The sequence below is a fragment of the Actinoplanes sp. NPDC049599 genome, from assembly GCF_044465625.1.
Lineage (GTDB): Bacteria > Actinomycetota > Actinomycetes > Mycobacteriales > Micromonosporaceae > Actinoplanes.
Genome location: NZ_JBITLX010000040.1, coordinates 12282 through 29625 on the forward strand (window position 1 = coordinate 12282; position 17344 = coordinate 29625).

13 protein-coding genes are annotated in these 17344 nt (G+C 71.0%); 5 read left to right on the forward strand and 8 right to left on the reverse strand.

Annotated elements, in window-relative coordinates; all coding sequences use genetic code 11:
- Positions 1-25: 25 nt before the first annotated feature.
- Positions 26-2434 (forward strand): ricin-type beta-trefoil lectin domain protein, encoded by a 2409-nt coding sequence (locus tag ACIBQZ_RS39720; RefSeq protein WP_396094115.1) that lies wholly within the window; start codon positions 26-28, stop codon positions 2432-2434.
- Here ACIBQZ_RS39720 and ACIBQZ_RS39725 read toward each other — a convergent pair.
- Positions 2424-4190 (reverse strand): hypothetical protein, encoded by a 1767-nt coding sequence (locus tag ACIBQZ_RS39725; protein WP_396094116.1) that lies wholly within the window; start codon positions 4188-4190, stop codon positions 2424-2426. The two genes, ACIBQZ_RS39720 and ACIBQZ_RS39725, sit on opposite strands and share 11 nt — an antisense overlap.
- Positions 4191-4386: 196 nt before the next feature.
- Here ACIBQZ_RS39725 and ACIBQZ_RS39730 point away from each other — a divergent pair, with 196 nt between their 5' ends.
- On the forward strand, positions 4387-7182 hold the full coding sequence (locus ACIBQZ_RS39730; RefSeq protein WP_396094117.1) for a BTAD domain-containing putative transcriptional regulator: 2796 nt from the start codon (positions 4387-4389) through the stop codon (positions 7180-7182).
- Between the two features lie 31 nt (positions 7183-7213).
- Here the strand turns inward: ACIBQZ_RS39730 and ACIBQZ_RS39735 are convergent, their stop codons facing one another.
- Complete coding sequence (locus ACIBQZ_RS39735) at positions 7214-7621, reverse strand: hypothetical protein (protein ID WP_396094118.1); 408 nt, start codon at positions 7619-7621, stop codon at positions 7214-7216.
- Between the two features lie 368 nt (positions 7622-7989).
- Here ACIBQZ_RS39735 and ACIBQZ_RS39740 point away from each other — a divergent pair, with 368 nt between their 5' ends.
- Positions 7990-8430 (forward strand): hypothetical protein, encoded by a 441-nt coding sequence (locus tag ACIBQZ_RS39740; RefSeq protein ID WP_396094119.1) that lies wholly within the window; start codon positions 7990-7992, stop codon positions 8428-8430.
- A gap of 74 nt (positions 8431-8504) precedes the next feature.
- Positions 8505-9059: a CHAP domain-containing protein gene (locus tag ACIBQZ_RS39745; RefSeq protein ID WP_396094120.1), complete on the forward strand. Its 555-nt coding sequence runs from the start codon at positions 8505-8507 to the stop codon at positions 9057-9059.
- Between the two features lie 93 nt (positions 9060-9152).
- Here ACIBQZ_RS39745 and ACIBQZ_RS39750 read toward each other — a convergent pair whose 3' ends face one another.
- Entirely contained in the window at positions 9153-10136 is a 984-nt protein-coding gene (locus ACIBQZ_RS39750) for an NADP-dependent oxidoreductase (protein WP_396094122.1), read from the reverse strand.
- An 83-nt stretch (positions 10137-10219) separates the two neighbouring features.
- Between ACIBQZ_RS39750 and ACIBQZ_RS39755 the strand changes: the two genes are divergently transcribed.
- The gene (locus tag ACIBQZ_RS39755; protein WP_396094123.1) at positions 10220-11869 is read left to right on the forward strand and encodes a glycoside hydrolase family 44 protein; all 1650 of its coding nucleotides are present in this window, start codon (positions 10220-10222) and stop codon (positions 11867-11869) included.
- A 74-nt stretch (positions 11870-11943) separates the two neighbouring features.
- Here ACIBQZ_RS39755 and ACIBQZ_RS39760 read toward each other — a convergent pair whose 3' ends face one another.
- From ACIBQZ_RS39760 to ACIBQZ_RS39780, 5 genes are all read right to left on the reverse strand, one after another.
- Positions 11944-12879 (reverse strand): hypothetical protein, encoded by a 936-nt coding sequence (locus ACIBQZ_RS39760; RefSeq protein WP_396094124.1) that lies wholly within the window; start codon positions 12877-12879, stop codon positions 11944-11946.
- 257 nt (positions 12880-13136) lie between these two features.
- Positions 13137-14234 (reverse strand): hypothetical protein, encoded by a 1098-nt coding sequence (locus ACIBQZ_RS39765; RefSeq protein WP_396094125.1) that lies wholly within the window; start codon positions 14232-14234, stop codon positions 13137-13139.
- Positions 14234-14578: a PadR family transcriptional regulator gene (locus ACIBQZ_RS39770; protein ID WP_396094126.1), complete on the reverse strand. Its 345-nt coding sequence runs from the start codon at positions 14576-14578 to the stop codon at positions 14234-14236. Before ACIBQZ_RS39770 ends, ACIBQZ_RS39765 begins: the two co-directional genes overlap by 1 nt.
- Before the next feature lie 91 nt (positions 14579-14669).
- Positions 14670-15917, reverse strand: a complete 1248-nt coding sequence (locus tag ACIBQZ_RS39775) for an MFS transporter (RefSeq protein WP_396094127.1) — start codon at positions 15915-15917, stop codon at positions 14670-14672.
- Positions 15914-17275 (reverse strand): rhodanese-like domain-containing protein, encoded by a 1362-nt coding sequence (locus ACIBQZ_RS39780; protein WP_396094128.1) that lies wholly within the window; start codon positions 17273-17275, stop codon positions 15914-15916. The genes ACIBQZ_RS39775 and ACIBQZ_RS39780 overlap by 4 nt, the downstream gene beginning before the upstream one ends.
- Positions 17276-17344: the final 69 nt, after the last annotated feature.

Here is a 17344-nt window from a genome sequence, read left to right on the forward strand (position 1 = left end):
GGCCCGCACGGAGAAAGGCATTCTGATGACAACACGTGAGGTCGACCGGTCGAACCGCCGGCTGCGTCGCGGCTGGGCAGCGGCCGCGAGCCTGCTGCTGGCACTGGCCGGCGCACTGGTCGCGTACCCCGCCCCGGCGCAGGCCGCCACGGCCGTCACCATCAACGGCTCGTCGGGAGGGCGGGTGTTCGACGGCGTCGGCGCGATCAGCGGCGGCGGCGGCAACAGCCGCCTGCTGTTCGACTATCCCGAACCACAGCGCAGCGACATCCTCGACTACCTGTTCAAGCCGGGTTACGGCGCGGCGATGCAGATCATGAAGGTGGAGATCGGGGGAGACACCAACTCGACCTCCGGCGCCGAGCCGAGCCACGAGCACACCCGGGGCGCCGTGAACTGCGACCGCGGGTACGAGTGGTGGATGATGGGCCAGGCCAAGGCGCGTAACCCGAACATCAAGCTCGTCGGGTTGTCCTGGGGCGCGCCGGGCTGGATCGGCAACGGCAACTTCTGGTCCAACGACTCGATCGACTACCTGATCGCGTGGCTCGGCTGCGCCACCTCCCACGGCCTGACCATCGACTACCTCGGCGGCTGGAACGAGCGCGGCCGGGACCTGACCTGGTACAAGAACCTGCGCTCGGCCCTGAACGCACGCGGGTACGCGGGCGTGAAGATCGTGGCGTCGGACGACTTCGGCTGGGGCTCGGCGGACGACGCGCTGCGCGACCCGGCGTTCGGCGCGGCCATCTCGGTGGTCGGCAGCCACTATGTCTGCGGCTACCGCAGCGCGCAGACCTCCTGCCCGAGCTCGGCCAACGCGGTGAACTCCGGCAAGACGCTGTGGGCCAGCGAGAACGGCTCCGACGACCACCACGCGGGCGCGCCGGCGCTGGCCCGCGGCATCAACCGCGACTACCTCGACGGGAAGATGACCGCGTACCTCAACTGGCCGGTCATCGCCGCGATCACCCCGAACATCCCCTGGGCCACCACGGGCGTGGCCATGGCGCCGCAACCCTGGTCCGGCTACTACTCGATCGGTACGAGCACCTGGGTCATGGCCCACACGACCCAGTTCACCGCACCCGGATGGCGCTATCTCGACAGCGCCTCCGGATACCTCGGGGGTAACCGCAACAACGGCAGCTACGTCTCGCTGAGGTCTCCCACCAACGGCGACTACAGCACCGTCATCGAGACGATGGACGCCGGCTCGGCCCAGGACCTCCAGTTCAGCGTCACCGGCGGCCTGTCGACCGGGACCGTGCGCGTGTGGTCCACCAACGTCAGGTCGAGCAACCCGGCCGACCGTTTCGTCCGGCGCACCGACATCACGCCGTCGAACGGCTCGTACTCGCTGACCGTCCAGCCCGGCTACGTCTACAGCATCACGACCACCACCACAGCGGGCAAGGGCACGGCGACCAGCCCCGCGCAGGGCGCTCTCGCGCTGCCGTACGCCGACGACTTCGACGGCTACCCGACCGGCCGGCAGGCGAAGTACCTGTCGGACCACCAGGGCTCGTTCGAGGTGGCCGCGTGCGGCGGTGGCCGTACCGGTCAGTGCATCCGCCAGATGTCGGAACAGGCACCGATCTTCTGGACCTCCGGCCACGCCGAGCCGTTCACCCTGCTCGGTGACGTCAACTGGCGCAACTACACCGTGTCCACCGACGTCATGCTGGAGAAGAGCGGCTACGCCCAGCTCGTCGGCCGGGCCGGCAACTACAACCACGACGGCCCGCAGAACCTCAACGCCTACTACCTGCGGGTGGCCGACAACGGCTCGTGGTCGATCCGCAGCAACAACACCGCCGGCAACCAGCGCACCCTGGCCGGCGGGACCACGGCGGCCCTGGGCACCGGCCGCTGGCACAAGCTGGCCCTGACGCTCAACGGCAGCACTCTGACCGCGGCCGTCGACGGCACGACCGTGGGCAGCGTCTCGGACTCGGCGTGGGTCGCCGGCCAGATCGGCTACGCCACCGGCCAGGGCGTGACGGCCCAGTTCGACAACCTGTCCATCACCCCGCTCGGGGGCGGCACGACTCCCACCGGTGAGATCCGCGGCGCGGGCGCCAACCGCTGCCTGGACGTCAACGCCCAGAGCCAGGCCGACGGTGCGGTCGTGCAGATCTGGGACTGCAACGGCGGCGCCAACCAGAGATGGACGGTTACCTCGAGCAACCAGCTGACCGTGTACGGCACCAAGTGCCTCGACGCTGCGAACGCCTCCGCCGGCGCCCAGGTGCGGATCTGGTCCTGCACCGGTGGCGCCAACCAGCAGTGGCGGATCAACGCCGACGGCACCATCACCGGCGTCCAGTCCGGCCTGTGCCTGGACGTGACCGGCGCGGCGACGGCCAACGGCACGACCGTCGGCCTGTGGACCTGCAACGGCGGCAGCAACCAGCGATGGATCAGGTCGTGACCGGTGTGATGGTGTAGAGGACGTCCGGGCCGATGTCCTGCCGGATGACGCCGGGCGGGGTCGGTGCCTGCAGCACCGCCTCGTACGGCGTGCCGTGGACCCGGTCGCGCACCACGACCACGCAGCGGACAGCGAGCCGGCGTAGCCGTTCCAGGCTCGGCTCGCTGGGAAAGGTCTGCATCAGGTCGCGGAGCGCCTGGTGGTTGGGCGGGTTGAAGCCGGACGACCCGTTGACCATCAGCGGGAAACCGTCGGTCGACCAGAGCAGGACGTTGGTGTCGACGCCCTCGTCGGAGGGCAGCACCATCACCGGTGCCGATGCCATGGCGAACGCGGCGGGTGCGACCGGCGTGTCCGGGTGATCCATGTCCGGCATGCCCTCGGCGAGGACCAGCAGCAACGGTGGGATGGTCAGGACCCGGACGGCGATCGTCTGCCACTGCGGCAGCGTCGCCGCCCGGGCCGCCCGGGCAAGCTCGGTGAGCAGGCCGGCGGCGAGGACCGCCAGGCAGATGGTCGGCCAAAGGATCAACCGGCCGGGGGTACGGCTGCCGTCGAAGCCGGGCACGTACAGATGCAGGAAGCGGTACGTGGGTCCGTTCGTACCGAGCGCGAACAGGATCCCGAGGACCGCGCCGGCGAGAAGAAGCAGGCGCTGCCGCACCGACCACGCCGAGAGGAAGAGCCCGCCGAGCGCCAGGAGATACAGCGCGTACCCGCACAGCAGCGCCTTCTCGTTCGCGGCGCTGCCGAGGGCGGCCCGGGCGTCGTTGTGCAGGGTGCCCCAGGGCAGGGAGTACTGCGGTGCGACGAGCAAGCCGCGCGGTGTCGGCGAGAACACGGCAACGTAGTCCCAGGACCGGGCCACCTCCGGGTACAGCTCGCGGACCTGCCGGTAGCCGTACGCGAAGAAGGCGGTGACCGCGGTGAAGATCAGCCCGCCGGCGAGGTCGGCGAGGATCAGCCGGCGGCCCAGTGGCGGGCGCCCCCGCACGAGCCAGCCGATCGCCGCGCACAGGCAGGCGACGGCGAGCAGGTAGACGAAACCGATACCGATGGCGAAGCCGAGACTCACCTGCCAGGCCGCGACCAGCCAGCCGGCCACCGCCCAGCCGGGCCGGATCCGCTCGCCGCGGTGACCGCGGGTCAGTGACCAGCCGTGGCCGCGGGCGAGCATCGCCACGGCGAGGGTGATGCCGCCGGTGGACATGATGTTCAGGTGACCGGCGTGGTCGTAGCGCCAGGGCGCGTAGGCGAGAGCGGCGCCGGCCAGCGCGGCGGCCACCCGTTCGGCGCCCAGCTGGCGCAGCATCGCGTAGCCGCCGAGGAACGCCAGCGCGAAGGTCAGCACGAACAGGACGTTGTAGCGCAGCACGGCGGCCGTCACGCCCTGGCCGATCAGCCCGGCCGGCGCGTACCCGAAGAGCGTGTCGGTGTACGCCAGGCCGAAGGAGTCGGGGTAGAACGCGTTGGTGTGCCACCATCCGCGCAGGCCGTGCCGCAGGGACTGGCCGTTCCAGGCGACCAGCCAGGCCTGCGCCGGCGGGTCACCGGTGTCGCCGATGATGGTGTGCACCGGGTCGGCGATGGTCTCCTGCTTGACGCCGCCGGTGACGAGCCGGCTCGCGTACGGCGGGAGCAGCCACACCATGACGATCGCGAGCAGCACCGAGCCGACGGTGGCGACGGTCCACTCGTGCCGCAGGACCCGGACAACCGATGACCTCGTTGCCGGCTCGGTGACCACATCGGACACAGCGCCCCCCGGTACGCAGCGATCACGGTGAATACGAGGAAGCTAGCATGGGAGCGCTCCCGTAGTCTGCGCGCGATGCACCGGGCAAGGGCTGCTACCGGCTTTCGGGGTGCCCGCCGCGGTGCGGATGACCGTCGCCCGGCCTTGAGGTCGACTACTGTCGATGGAGCTGGTGCGGGTCGGCTGGACGGGGCATATGGGGACAGAGATACGGCTGCTCGGACCGGTGGAGGTGCGGGCCGACGGGCTGGTGTTCGACATCGGCGAGCCCCGCCGCCGCACCGTTCTGGCGGCGTTGCTGGTCGACGCGGGCCGGGTGGTCCCGTCGACAACCCTGGTGGAACGGGTCTGGGGCGAGAGCCCGCCCGGGCATGCGATCAGGACACTCGGCAGCCACGTCAGCCGGATCCGGCGCGTCCTCGAACGGGCCGCCACGGCCGGGTCGTCGGTGGCGGTGGTCAAGTTTCCGGGTGGGTACCGGCTGGACGTCGATCGGAACCAGGTCGACCTGCACCTGTTCCGCCGCCTCGTCCGCCAGGCCCGCGACGCCGGGTGCTCGGACCAGCAGCGGGCGGAGCTGTTGCGGCAGGCGATCGCACTGTGGCGCGGCGAGCCGCTCACCGGCCTGGCCGGCGACTGGGCCGAGCGGATCCGGGAACATCTCGGCCGGGAACGGCTGGACGCGGTCGCGGCCTGGGCCGAGGCCGAGGTACGGGTCGGAAACCCCGGAGAAGTGCTCGGCATGCTGCCCGAACTGGCCGAGGCGCACCCGCTGCTGGAACCACTGACCGCGGCCCTGATGCGCGCGATGATCACCGCCGGCCGGCCCAGCGAGGCGCTGGAGCTCTGCCGGACGCACCGGCGTCGGCTGGCCGACGAGTACGGCACTGACCAGAGCGCCGACCTGCAGAAGTTGTACGAGGCGATACTGCGCGGCGAGCTCGCCGCGGCCGTTGCGCCCACCCCGACGCCGGCGGCCGTGGTGCCCGTCCAGCTACCCGTGGGCGTACCGGGATTCGCCGGCCGGGTGGAGGAGCTTGCGCGACTGGACGCGCTGCCGGCCGACCACACGGACCGGACGACGGTGATCTGCGCCGTCTCGGGCGCCGCGGGCGTCGGCAAGACCACCCTGGCCGTGCGAGCGGCGCGCCGGATGTCCGATCGGTTCCCGGACGGCCAGCTGTACCTTGACCTGCGGGGATTTGACCCCGCTGGTGCGCCGGTGGAGCCCGGCGAGGGCCTGCGTACCTTCCTGGATGCCTTCGACGTGCCGCCGGGGCGCATTCCGATGAGCCTGGACGCGAAGGCCGGACTCTACCGAAGCCTGCTCGCTGGCCGGCGGGTGCTGGTCGTGCTGGACAACGCCCGCGACAGCGCGCAGGTCCGACCGTTGCTGCCGGCCACGCCCGGCTGCCTGGTCCTGATCACCAGTCGCAATCGCCTGGCCGGGCTGGTCGCCACCGGCGGCATCCACCATGTCGAACTGGCTTTGTTCACCCACGACGAGGCGTACGACCTGCTGTCCCGCCGCCTGGGCGAAGCGCGGCTGGCGGCCGAACCCCAGGCGGTCGAGGAGATCATCAGCCGGTGCGCCGGGCTGCCGCTGGGCATGGCCATCGTGGCGGCCCAGGCGGTCGTTCAGCCCCGGCGCCCGCTCACGGCGATAGCGGCGCAGCTGCGCCAGGCTCCGGACACCCTGGATGCGTTCTCCTCCGGCGATCCCGCCGCTGACGTGCGGACGGTGTTCTCCTGGTCGTACGAGATCCTCAGCGACGGCGCGGCCCGGCTGTTCCGGTTGCTGGCCCTCGCGCCCGGCCCGGCGACGGCGGAGCCCGCCGTGGCCAGTCTCGCCGGGCTGCCCGTCTCGCGCGTACGCGCATCGCTGGCCGAACTGGTCGGCGCACACCTGATCATCGAAACGGGACCGGGCCGGTACGCGTTCCACGACCTGCTGCGCGCATACGCGCTCGAGTTGGTGAAGCTGCACGACGGGTACGAGCAGCGTCTGGCCGCGATCCGCAGGGTGCTCGACCATTATCTGCACACCGCGTACGCCGCGGAACGGCAGTTGCAGCCTGCCGGCACCGGATTCACCATGGTGCGCACCCAACCGGGCGTCGAGCCGGAGAAGATCGCCGATCGTGAACGGGCCCGGGCCTGGTTCGGCGCGCAGCGTTCGGTTCTCCTGGCGGCGGTCGACCTGGCCGCCACCTGGGGCCTGGACCAGCATGCCTGGCAACTGGCCGCGACGTTCCGGACATACTTCAAATGGCAGGGACTTTGGCGGGAGTGGCTCGCGGCCCAGCAGACAGGGTTGGCCGCGGCCCTTCGCACCGGCGAACGCGACGCGCAAGCCGCGGCGTATCGCGCGCTCGCCCTGGCACTGATCCGGCTGGCTCGCTACGACGAGGCCGAAAGCTCCTTGAAGGAGGCGGTCGAGCTGCATACGGCGATCGGCGATCAGGTCGGCCAGGCCCACGCGCACCTGAACCTCGGTGAGGTCTACGTGCGGCAAGGGCTGTTGAGCGACGCGCTGCGCCACGCTGAGGAAGCCCTCGATCTCTACCGGCAGGCCGGCAACGAGCCAGGCCAGGCCAACTCGCTGAACAACATCGGCTGGCTGTATGCCCAACTGGGAGACCACCGCACGGCGCTGCGCCGGTGCGGGCTGGCTCTGGCCCTGCACCGGCGCACCGGCGACCGGCAGGGGCAGGCCACCACCTGGGACAGTCTCGGCTACACCCGACACATTCGCGGCGAGTACGCCGCCGCAGTCGAGTGTTACCAGCGCGCGCTGGACATGTACCGGGAACTGGGCGATCGGTACTACGAGGCGACCGTACGGGTAAGTCTCGGCGACACGTACAGCGCCGCCGGCGACCGGTGCGCCGCCGACGCCGCGTACCAGCAGGCACTGACCATTCTCGACGACCTCGACCACCCCGATGCCGCCGGCGTCAGAGCCAGACTGGAGGGTGCGCGGACGACGTGAACCGCGAAATACCCGTCGCTCCGGGACAGGGCTATGGGGAGACGTACAGGTTGGGGGAGTACACCGTCGGTCCGGTGTTCGCGACGATCTTCATGTAGTAGTAGTGGCTGCCGGTGATCGTGGCGACGAACCACGGGTACGGACCCCAGTGGCCCCTGCTGCACGTGCCGATGCCCTGTTGCCGCACGGACCCGTTGTCGATCATGTACCAGGTGACGCCCTTGCAGTCGGCGCCTCGTACATCGACGTAGTAGTCCGGGCGGACGAAGTCCGCCGAGTACGAGATGCAGGCGCTGATCGTGGTGCCGCCGGCCGACCGGTTGGTGCATCCGCCGCCGCTGGACGCCGCCTGGGCCGGGATGGCTGTCAATCCGCCCGCCAGAGCTGCCGCCGCCGCGATCACCATGGTCCTGGTAGCCGTCCTGCTGAGCCTGCTCATGTCATTCCTCCTGTGGTGACGGTGACGATCCGTGCGCGTTTGCCGGTGGGCCACCCGCTGGCCGGAGCGTAGGAAACCGGACCTGCGGATCGGCTGCGGAAATGCTGCGGCACGGCCGGCCGAAGCGGTGTTTCCGCAGCTCGGTCCGGCCATTCAGGCACCAGCCGAGGGGCAGATCCGGGGGGACCAGGCGGGCCGCAGCATTTCCACAGCCGATCCACATGCCGGTCCGGTCAGGATGTGGCCATCGTCCCGGCGGGATCCCGACAGCCATAGGCGACCGTCACGGTTGTCGCAGGTATGTGCACGGCGGGCGGCCGGCCGGTGCGGAATACCAATTTCAGGGGAGTGACGGAATGAAAAAGCTCATGACCAGCATCGTCATGTGTACCGCCGCCGGCGCGACACTGCTGCTGGGGGCACCGGCGGAGGCGGCTGCGCCGGTCGGCTGGCGGACCAGTCCGGCCATCACCGACAAGTGGTATTGCGGTGCCACGACAAACGGCCGGGTGTTCTCCATCCAGGCCTGCATCATCGACAACGGCGGCAGCTACTACCAGGGTGCGGTCCTCGTCCGGAACCGGTCGACGGCGACCAGGTCGGCCTCGGCGGTCATCACGAGTGACCGGGTGAGCAACGGTTCGTGTGCCGCGTCGGGCATCGGGGCATCCAGCTATTCGGTCTGCTTCGCGCCGCCGGCCTCCGTTTCCCCGGGCGTCTGGATCAACGTCTACGGCGGTGCCTACGACGTCCCGCTGCGTCAGGAGATCTCCGCCTCCATGCAGATCGGAATCATTCAAACGACATGACAACGAGCGTCGCCCGGCGTCCGCCCCGACGCAGTCACCTCATCTCTTGACCCCTCATCGATCGGAGAATCGAAATGTCATCCATTCGTATCCGGAAGAGCGCCGTGGCCGCCGTGGCCGGGATCGTCGGCATGGTGGCGACGCTGCTCGTGGGTGCGCCCGCCCAGGCGTCGGTGCCCTACGCCACGATCTACCAGATCGCCGCGGGCCAGATCGGCACCCTGGAGGGCACCGCAGCCGCGAACAAGTACTTCAGTCAGCCCGGCCTCGGCAGCCATGACACGGCGACCACCTCGTGGTGCGCGGCGTTCGTTACCTGGGTCTCCTGGATGGCCGGCGCCTCGACCGAGAAGAGCGCCTGGGTGGGCGACTGGGTCAGCGACGCGGCCGCACGCAGAAAGGGACTGGCGCCCGGATCGGGACCGCGCGCCGGGGACCTGGTGGCCTACAAGTGGGACGGCGACAGCGTCTGGGACCACCTGGCCATCATCACGTCCGTCGGGAACGGCTACTACTACACCATCGAGGGCAACGTCACCAACCCCAACGGCGGCCGCGACGGCGTCTTCGCGAAACGGCGCCTCAACAGCACAGGCGTGGCGCGCTACTACATCAAGCTCGCCTCGTAGCGCCTGCCGAACGGCGCACGACGTTCCTGGTGACGGGATCACCAGGAACGTCGTTCCGGCGTTCCTGCCGGCCCCGCGGCGCCGCGGCCTCGCTCAGCCCACCGTCAGCACGAGCTTTCCGCGCAGGCCACCGGCCGATACCCGCCGGTGGGCGTCGGCCGCTTCGGTCAACGGCATCGTGGCCGCCACTCGCGTGCGCAGCTGTCCCGCCGCCACCTGCCCCACCAGGTCGGCCAGCAGTTCGCGGTCGAGCCGGATGAGTTGCAGCTCCTGGCGCACACCACGGGCCGGAACGATGGCCGGTGTGGGCCGGGTGGTGATCACGACTCCGTTGTCCTCGACGGCGGCGGCCGCCGCCTCGCCGATGGGGACCGCGTCGAACACCGCGGCCACCGGCCCCACCGTGGCCAGATCGGCGGAACGGGAAACTACCTCGTGGGCGCCGAGACCGTGGACCCATTGCTCGTCCCCGTGGCTGGCCTGTGCCAGGACACGGTAGCCGCCCTGAACGGCAAGCTGGGTGGCGAAGCCGCCGACACCGCCGCTGGCGCCGGTGACCAGAATGCTGCTGCCGGCCGGCAGCATGGCCAATGACACCAGTGACAGCCCCTGGTGTGCGGTCTGGGCGTTGAGCGGCACCGTGGCCGCGGACACGAAGTCGAGCTCGTCCGGCAACGGCACCAGCCAGTCCGCGTCGGCGGCCACGAACTCGGCATAACCACCCGGTGCACCCCGGGTCGAGTACCACGGAATCATCCCGACGACACGATCACCCACCCGGAACCCTGCGGTGTCGGGGCCGACCGAGGCCACCTCGCCGGCGATGTCCCACCCGGGCAGGAACGGCGGCGGCACCGGCCCGCGGGGAATTTCTCCGGTGGTGGCGGCGATGTCGGCCGGGTGCACACAGACCGCGCGGGTCCGGACCACCACCTGCCCGGGCCCCGCCTCGGGCTCGGGCAGTTCAGTCACCTGCAACACCTCAGGCCCGCCAAGCGCGGCCGCGACGACTCCCAGCACCCGTCCACTATAGACCGCCTCCGCCCGGCAGGCGCCGGTCCGGTTCCGCACGTACACCGTCGCCGCTTGACTGCGGAGGTGCCGCCCGGCAAAGCTTAGCTCGACGTTTGTCGATGGATGATCGATGGTGGGGGTCTGTCATGCGCGCTCGACGGCAGCGGAGGTTGCGCCGGGCCACGGCAACCGGGGTGGCGTTGTCCCTGGTGGCGACGGTGGTGACCACCCAGGTCGTCCCGGCGCCGGCCGCGGCGGCCGCCACGCTCACGCTGTCGGTCGACGTGTCCGCCGCCCGGCACCGGATCAGCCCGGACATCTATGGCATGAACGGTGCCGAGCCGGCGTTCGCCGCCGAGATCGGCCTGCCGGTGGCGCGCTGGGGTGGCAACGCCAGCAGCCGCTACAACTTCAAGAACCAGACCTACAACACCGGTAGCGACTGGTTCTTCGAGAACATCGTGGCCGGTCCGGAGAACACGGTCGAGGCGTTCGTCGAGCGGAGCCGGGCCCGCGGGGCCAAGCAGATCGTCACTGTGCCGATGGTCGGCTGGGTCGCCAAGGACTCACCGCGGGAGCACCCGTTCGCCTGTGGTTTTCCGGCGACCCGGTTCCCGGAGCAGGACAGCTTCGACCAGTGGGACCCGAACTGCGGCAACGGCCGGCTCAACGACACCAACCTGACCGGGGCCGACCCGACGGACACCTCCGTCCCGGCCGACGCGTCGTTCGACGGCGAGATGGTGTCGCACCTGGTGAGCCGGTTCGGCACGGCGGCGCAGGGCGGTGTGAAGATCTACGAGCTCGACAACGAGCCGGTGCTGTGGGCCTCCACGCACCGTGACGTGCACCCCGAGCTGGTGACCTACGACGAGCTGGGCAGCAAGGGCACAGCGACAGCCGCGGCCATCAAGAAGGCCGATCCGACCGCCGCCGTGCTCGGTCCGTCCGGCTGGGGCTACTGCGAGTGGATCTCGTCGGGAGTGGACGGGTGCGCGCTGGGCGCCGACGCGGCCGCGCACGGCGGGCTGAACCTGTCCCAGTGGTACCTCAAGAACATGAAGGACTTCAGCGACGCCCACGGCGGACGGCGCTTCCTGCACTACTTCGACCAGCACTACTACCCGCAGATCGGCGGTGGCACAGACCCGGACGCCAACGCGCTGCGGCTGCGGTCCACCCGCTCGCTGTGGGACCCGACGTACGTCGAGGAATCGTGGATCGGCCCCACCGGCGTCAACGCCCCGCCGCTGCAGTTCATCCGGACGATGAAGGACTGGATCGCCGGGTACTACCCCGGCACGAAGACCGCCATCACCGAGTACAACTTCGGTGCGCTCGACCACATCAACGGTGCCCTGACGCAGGCCGAGGTCCTCGGCATCTTCGGGCGCGAGGCGCTCGACCTCGCGACCATGTGGGGTGAACCGCAGCCGCAACAGCCCGGCGCCTTCGCATTCCGGATGTACCGCAACTACGACGGCGCGGGGGGCCGTTTCGGCGACGTCAGCGTGTCGGCGACCAGCAGCGACCAAGGGCAGCTGTCGGTGTTCGCCGCGCAGCGCTCCTCCGACAAGGCGCTGACCCTGATGGTCATCAACAAGACGAGCGAGGACCTGACCTCGGCCCTGTCGATCACCGGCGTCAACCGCAACGGTACGGCGCAGCGCTACACCTACGGCCCGGCCGACCTGACCTCGATCGTGCGCGGCGACGATGTGGCCGCGAACCGGGGCACCATCGAGGCGACCTACCCGGCAGACTCACTCACCCTCCTCGTCCTGCCCCGACGCTGACTCCCGCCGGCGCCGGCCACGTCGGCGTGAGCGGGCGTGCGGATCTGCCGTGAGTCGCCTGCCGCAGACCTGTTTCACACCAACGGAATCGCCGGGCGGAGCCGCATCGTGCCGAAGCTGTCGTCGCTCGCCACCTCGGCCGCATAGTGGAGGTCGCGATACGCGGTAGCGATCGTCAGCCAGGACAGGAAGCTGCCGGCACCACCACAAACGACGCTCCCGCCGTCACCCCCGCACACCACGTCGCGAACCGAGGTGCGCTCCTCGCGGTAGGGGTCCTGCCCGATGCTCAGGCCGAAGAGATTGGGCCCGCGGTGCGGGCCCGTCGCCGCCGACCACGGGTCGCTGTCCGGATTGGCGGCTCCCCATCGGAACAGGGTCGTGGCGCCGGCGCCGCACGCGTGTTCCCATTCGTCCGGTGTCAGCAGCCGCTGCCCCAGCCCGGCCAGCCGGGCGACCTCGCCGTTGTAGGAGGGGCTGCCGAGCAACCAGGCGGCCTCGACCGTCCAGTCCGGTCGAAGGATCGCGCGGGCGGTGCCCGACCACTCGACCTGCCCCGGCGCGGGTTCTGCCGCCGGTCGTGGCCGGCGCCGGATCCGGTCGACGCGTCGCACGATGTCCGGATGGTCGGGCGGCACCGCGACGGCGCCCGCCTCGACAGCTTCCGCCGCCACCAGCAGCGGCGGCACCACCACGGTCCGCAGGCGCGAGGTGACCGAGTCGGTGAACTCCCGGATGTCCCCCTCAAGGCCGGCCTCCGTGAAGCTGGCCTCCTGCTGCGGGGTCGGCTCAAAACGATGGCCGTCGAAGCCCACCGTCACCTCACCGCCCGGCACGAACGCGAACTGCTTGCCGCCCACCACGAAGATTGCGACCGGTCCGCGGCGACCGGCGTACTCGTGCGGTCGGACCTCCGCCAACTTGGCGCCGGAGCGCACGGCGATCGACTTCGCCACCTGCTCGGCAGCCTCGGCATCAAGACGGGACCACTGCGCTGCGTCGACGATCACCGCCGCAGCCTAGTGGGGCTGTTACTGCGGGCGGTCCGAGGCGGGCTAACTCCCGATGGGACGACCCGGCGTCGCCCCGCCCGCGGGCTGGTGTTCCACGCCGACCGCGGCTGTCGATGGACCAGCGCTCAGCACGCCCGTTCTCCGCACGGCACGGCGTGCGGCTCTCGAACGGTCGCCGAGCGATCCCGTCACTTAGCCGGTGGGTCGAGCGTCACCTCAACGACGGACGCACCCGGCTCGGCTCCGTCCAGGCGTCAGATGACGGTGGGGGCGGTCTGGCCCTGTGCGGGTTCGGTGGTTGCGGGCAGGCGCCGCAGCCTTCGGGCGGCGACGCGCGCCACCATCGCGCCGGTGACCACCAGCGCCGCGCACTGGAGGGCGCCGATCACGACGGGCAGGGTGATGTCGGTGGTCGCGGTGAAGCGGAGATAGCTCACCAGCGTGATCACCCGCAGGATGAGAACCGGCGGGATGAGCAGCGCCAGCGCCAGCGGCCATACCGGTATCCGCCGGGGCCGGCGGTGCTCGATGCTCAGGTGCACCACGGCGGCGCCGGCCAGTCCGGCGCACCAGAGGCCGGCCTGATCGGTGAGGACCAGGAGCGGGAGTAGATCATTCTGGTCGACCCGGGGCTGGGCGGCCAGGACGGCGAGGGCGGCGGTGGCCGCCACGGCGGCCACGACGCCGACCGGCAGCGCGATCAGCCACGGCCGGGCGCGCACGCGCGGCGCGTCCGCCCCGAAGGCGGCCATGGCCAGCACGGGCAGGGCGCCGAAGAGCAGCCAGTACACCCCCACCGGGGAGAACCCATCCAGGCCGTTGGTCATACCCACGACGCTGTTGATCATCACGGGAAGGAAGGCGATGACGGCCAGGGTGCGGGCCGCGCGATGATGGCCGTGCACCGCTGACAGGTACGGCGGGAGCCACAGCAGGCCGGTGAGACTCCACAGTGCCACCCAGGGATCGGCGAACAGTGGCTCGCCATCGGTCAGCGGAATGACACCATCCAGTTGCTCGAAGGTCCAGATCGCGTACAGGACGCCGACCAGCGCGCCGATCGCGTGGGCGAGCAGGCCGATCAGTGCGACGCGCCGCACTGCCTCACCCCAGACGAACGGGCGGGGGGCAGCGCCGGCCCCACCCAGGCGCACCCGCTGCGCCAGGACCGCGATGCTGGCCGTCTCGGCGACGCTCGGCCTGCTGATCTCCACACCCTCGACGTCGTCGGGTGCGGCTGCGTAGGCGGCCTGCATGAACGAGGCGACCATGTCCTCCTCCCACGCCTGCCGGTAGTCGGGTGGCAGCATCCGCAGAATCAGCCGATACCGGTCCTCCAGCAGACTGCTCATCACAGACCTCCCGATGTGGCGGGGCGATGTGCCGCCAGCCGTCGAGTGGCGGCCTCGGCGTTTGCGGCCTGCCGGGTCGCCTCGGTGGTCAGCGCGTCAAGACCGCGCTCGGTGAGCCGGTAGTAGCGGCGTAGCCGGCCCTGGTGCGGCTCTTCCCGGTCCAGCTCGACCAGGCCGTCGGTGACCAGCCTGTCGAGGACCCCGTACAGCGTGCCGATCTTCAGACGGACCCGGCCGGCGGACAGGTCGGCGACCTCGCCGACGATGCCGTAACCGTGCCGGGGAGCGTCGATCAGCGCGGTGAGGATGAAGAACGCCGGTTCGGTCATCGCCCTGGCTGCCATCACCACAATATACTGCATGACAAGATATCCGGTACTCGGCTGGAAGGCTGACGATCGACGCGGGTCACAGCACGCCGCTACGGCATTTGCGTCAGGACCGCGGATGTGTTTCGTACATGCGGGCCCAGACGAGCAGCCCGGACGCGGCGGTGAGGGCGGCGACGACCCAGACGGCGGCGCGGACGCCGGCGAGGTCGGCGACGATCCCGGCGAGGAGGGCGCCGACGGCGAAACCGCCGTCGCGCCACAGGCGGTAGACGCCGACGGCGCGGGCTCGCCAGGTGGGGTGGGCGACGTCGCTGATCGTGGCGAGCAGGGTCGGGTAGACCGCGGCGGTGCCGGCGCCGAGCAGGACCGCGGCGAGCGCCCACAGGGGGAAGGTGTCGGCCACGGCGACGAGGGCGAGGGCGGCGGCCTGCAGCAGCATGCCGGTGACGATGAACGGTTTGCGGCCGTAGCGGTCGGAGGCGGGTCCGGTGGCGAGTTGCCCGAGGCCCCAGACGGCGGGGTAGAGGGCGGCGAGTGTGCCGATCTGGGTCAGCGACAGCCCGGCCCCGGCGAACAGCACCGGGAACAGTCCCCAGGCGAGCCCGTCGTTGAGGTTGTTGACCATCCCGGCCTGGCTGGCCGAGCCGAGGGCGGGTTCGCGCCAGCTGGTCAGGGTGAACACGTGCCGGGCGGTGAGGTCGTGGCTGCCGGCGGGTCCGGTGCCGGGGTGGGTGGTGGCTTCGTGCTGGGCATGCCCGTGGGTTTCGCGGACGAACACCAGCGACAGGCCGAGACCGAGGGCGATGTAGGCGGCGGCGAGCAGGAACGGCGCCGGGCGCAGCCCGTGCTGCGCGGCCAGGGCCCCGGTGGCCATGGCGGTGGCGGCGACGGCGAGGTAGCCGGCGGCTTCGTTGAGGCCCATGGCCAGGCCGCGGCGCTCGGGCCCGGCCAGGTCGATTTTCATGATGACGGTGGTCGACCAGGACAGGCCCTGGTTGATGCCGAGCAGCACGTTCGCGGCGACGACCCATCCCCAGCTCGGCGCCCAGATGATCATTGCGGGGACGGGGATGGCAGCCAGCCAGCCGGCGAGCAGGACGGGTTTGCGGCCGTAGCGGTCGGCCCAGGTGCCGGCGAAGAAGTTCGCGGTGGCCTTGGTGGCGCCGAACGCGAGGATGTAGGTCAGCGCGGCGGTGTAGCCGTCGAGGTGGAACTCGCGTTCGGCGAGCGGGGTGAGCACGGTGCGTTCGGAGCCCAGCACGCCGCCGACGAGGGCGTTGATGACGATCAGCAGGCTGAACTGGGCGGCGTTGACGGTCAGCCCGAGCCGGGGCGGGCCGGTGAGGTTCACTGGCCCTCCCGCAGGTGATGGCCGGTGGCGGCGGCCCAGTCACCGGGGCCGCCGACGAGCACGGCCAGGTCCCGGCGGCCGGCACGCTCGAGCAGGGTGGCGGCGGTCATGGCGCGTTCGCCGTGCCCGCACATCACGACGGCCGGTCCGGCCGGGGCGGTGCCGGTGCGGCCGGCGAGCTCGCCGAGTTCGAGGTGGACGGCCGCGGGCAGGTGCCCGGCGGTGTATTCGGAGCGCTGGCGGATGTCGAGCACCGGGGCGTTGATCTGGTCCGGGCGTACGAGGCGGGTGGTGACGATGTCGCCACCGGCGGCGGTCCAGGCGGGCACGCCGCCGTGGAGTTCGCCGACGATGTGCTCGACGCCGATGGTCAGCGCCGGCCACAGGATGTCGGCCGGGTCCTGGTCGGGGTTGCGGACCACGACCACGGGCACGCCGGGTTCGATGACCCAGCCGAGCCAGGTCGCGAACTGTGCTCGCAGCGGGATGGACACCGACCCGGGCAGGTGACCGCGCGCCACATCCGGGACGGGCCGTACGTCCACGATCGCGGCACCGTCGGCGGCCAGGCGGCGGACCTGCTCGACGGACAACGCCGGCAGCTGCGGCCCGCCGCCGATGACAGCGGGTCCGCGGCGGTTGATCTCGGCCAGCCGGCGGAAGTAAGCCGGGTAGGAGCCGAGCGAGGCCACCAGCCGGTCGACGAACGTGTCGACGTCACCGGCGGCCAGCAGCGGGTTGCCGAGCTTCTCCTGGCCGATGGTGGAGGTCCGGGCGGCGCCGGGCGGGGCCGAACAGAACGATCCCGCCCCGTGCGTGGGCCACACCGCCGTGGCGTCCGGCAGCTGCACGAGGCGGTGCAGCGACGCGTACTGCGCCCGGGCCAGTTCCCGGGTGCGGTTCTCGCCCAGCAGGTCCGTGCGGGCAGCGGAGCCGACGATCAGCGATCCGCCGGTGAACACCCCGACCGGTGCGGCACCGTCGAGCAGCAGGAACGACAGGTGCTCGTCGGTGTGCCCCGGCGTCGCGACCGCCCGCAGCGTCAGCCCGCCGAGGTCGGTCTCGTCGCCGTCGTCCAGGCCCCGGTGGTCGAAGGCGCGCATGCCCGCCGCGGACGCGAGGACCTGCGCACCGGCGTCGGCGGCCAGCTGTACGGCCCCGGACAGGAAGTCGGCGTGCAGGTGGGTGTCGGCCGCCCATGCCACGCGCAGCCCGCGCCGGGCCGCCGCCGCCCGCAGTGCTCTCAGGTCGCGCGGTGGGTCCACGGCCAGGGCCCGGCCGTCGCCGACGTCGAGCAGGTAGGCGCTGTTGCCCAGGCCTTCATCGACCAGCGGCACCAGCCGCGAGGCGATATCCACGGCAGTTCTCCTTTCGAAGGGCAAGACACGACGGCGGTCGCCGCGTGGGGACCGCGTAGTTCACCCGGG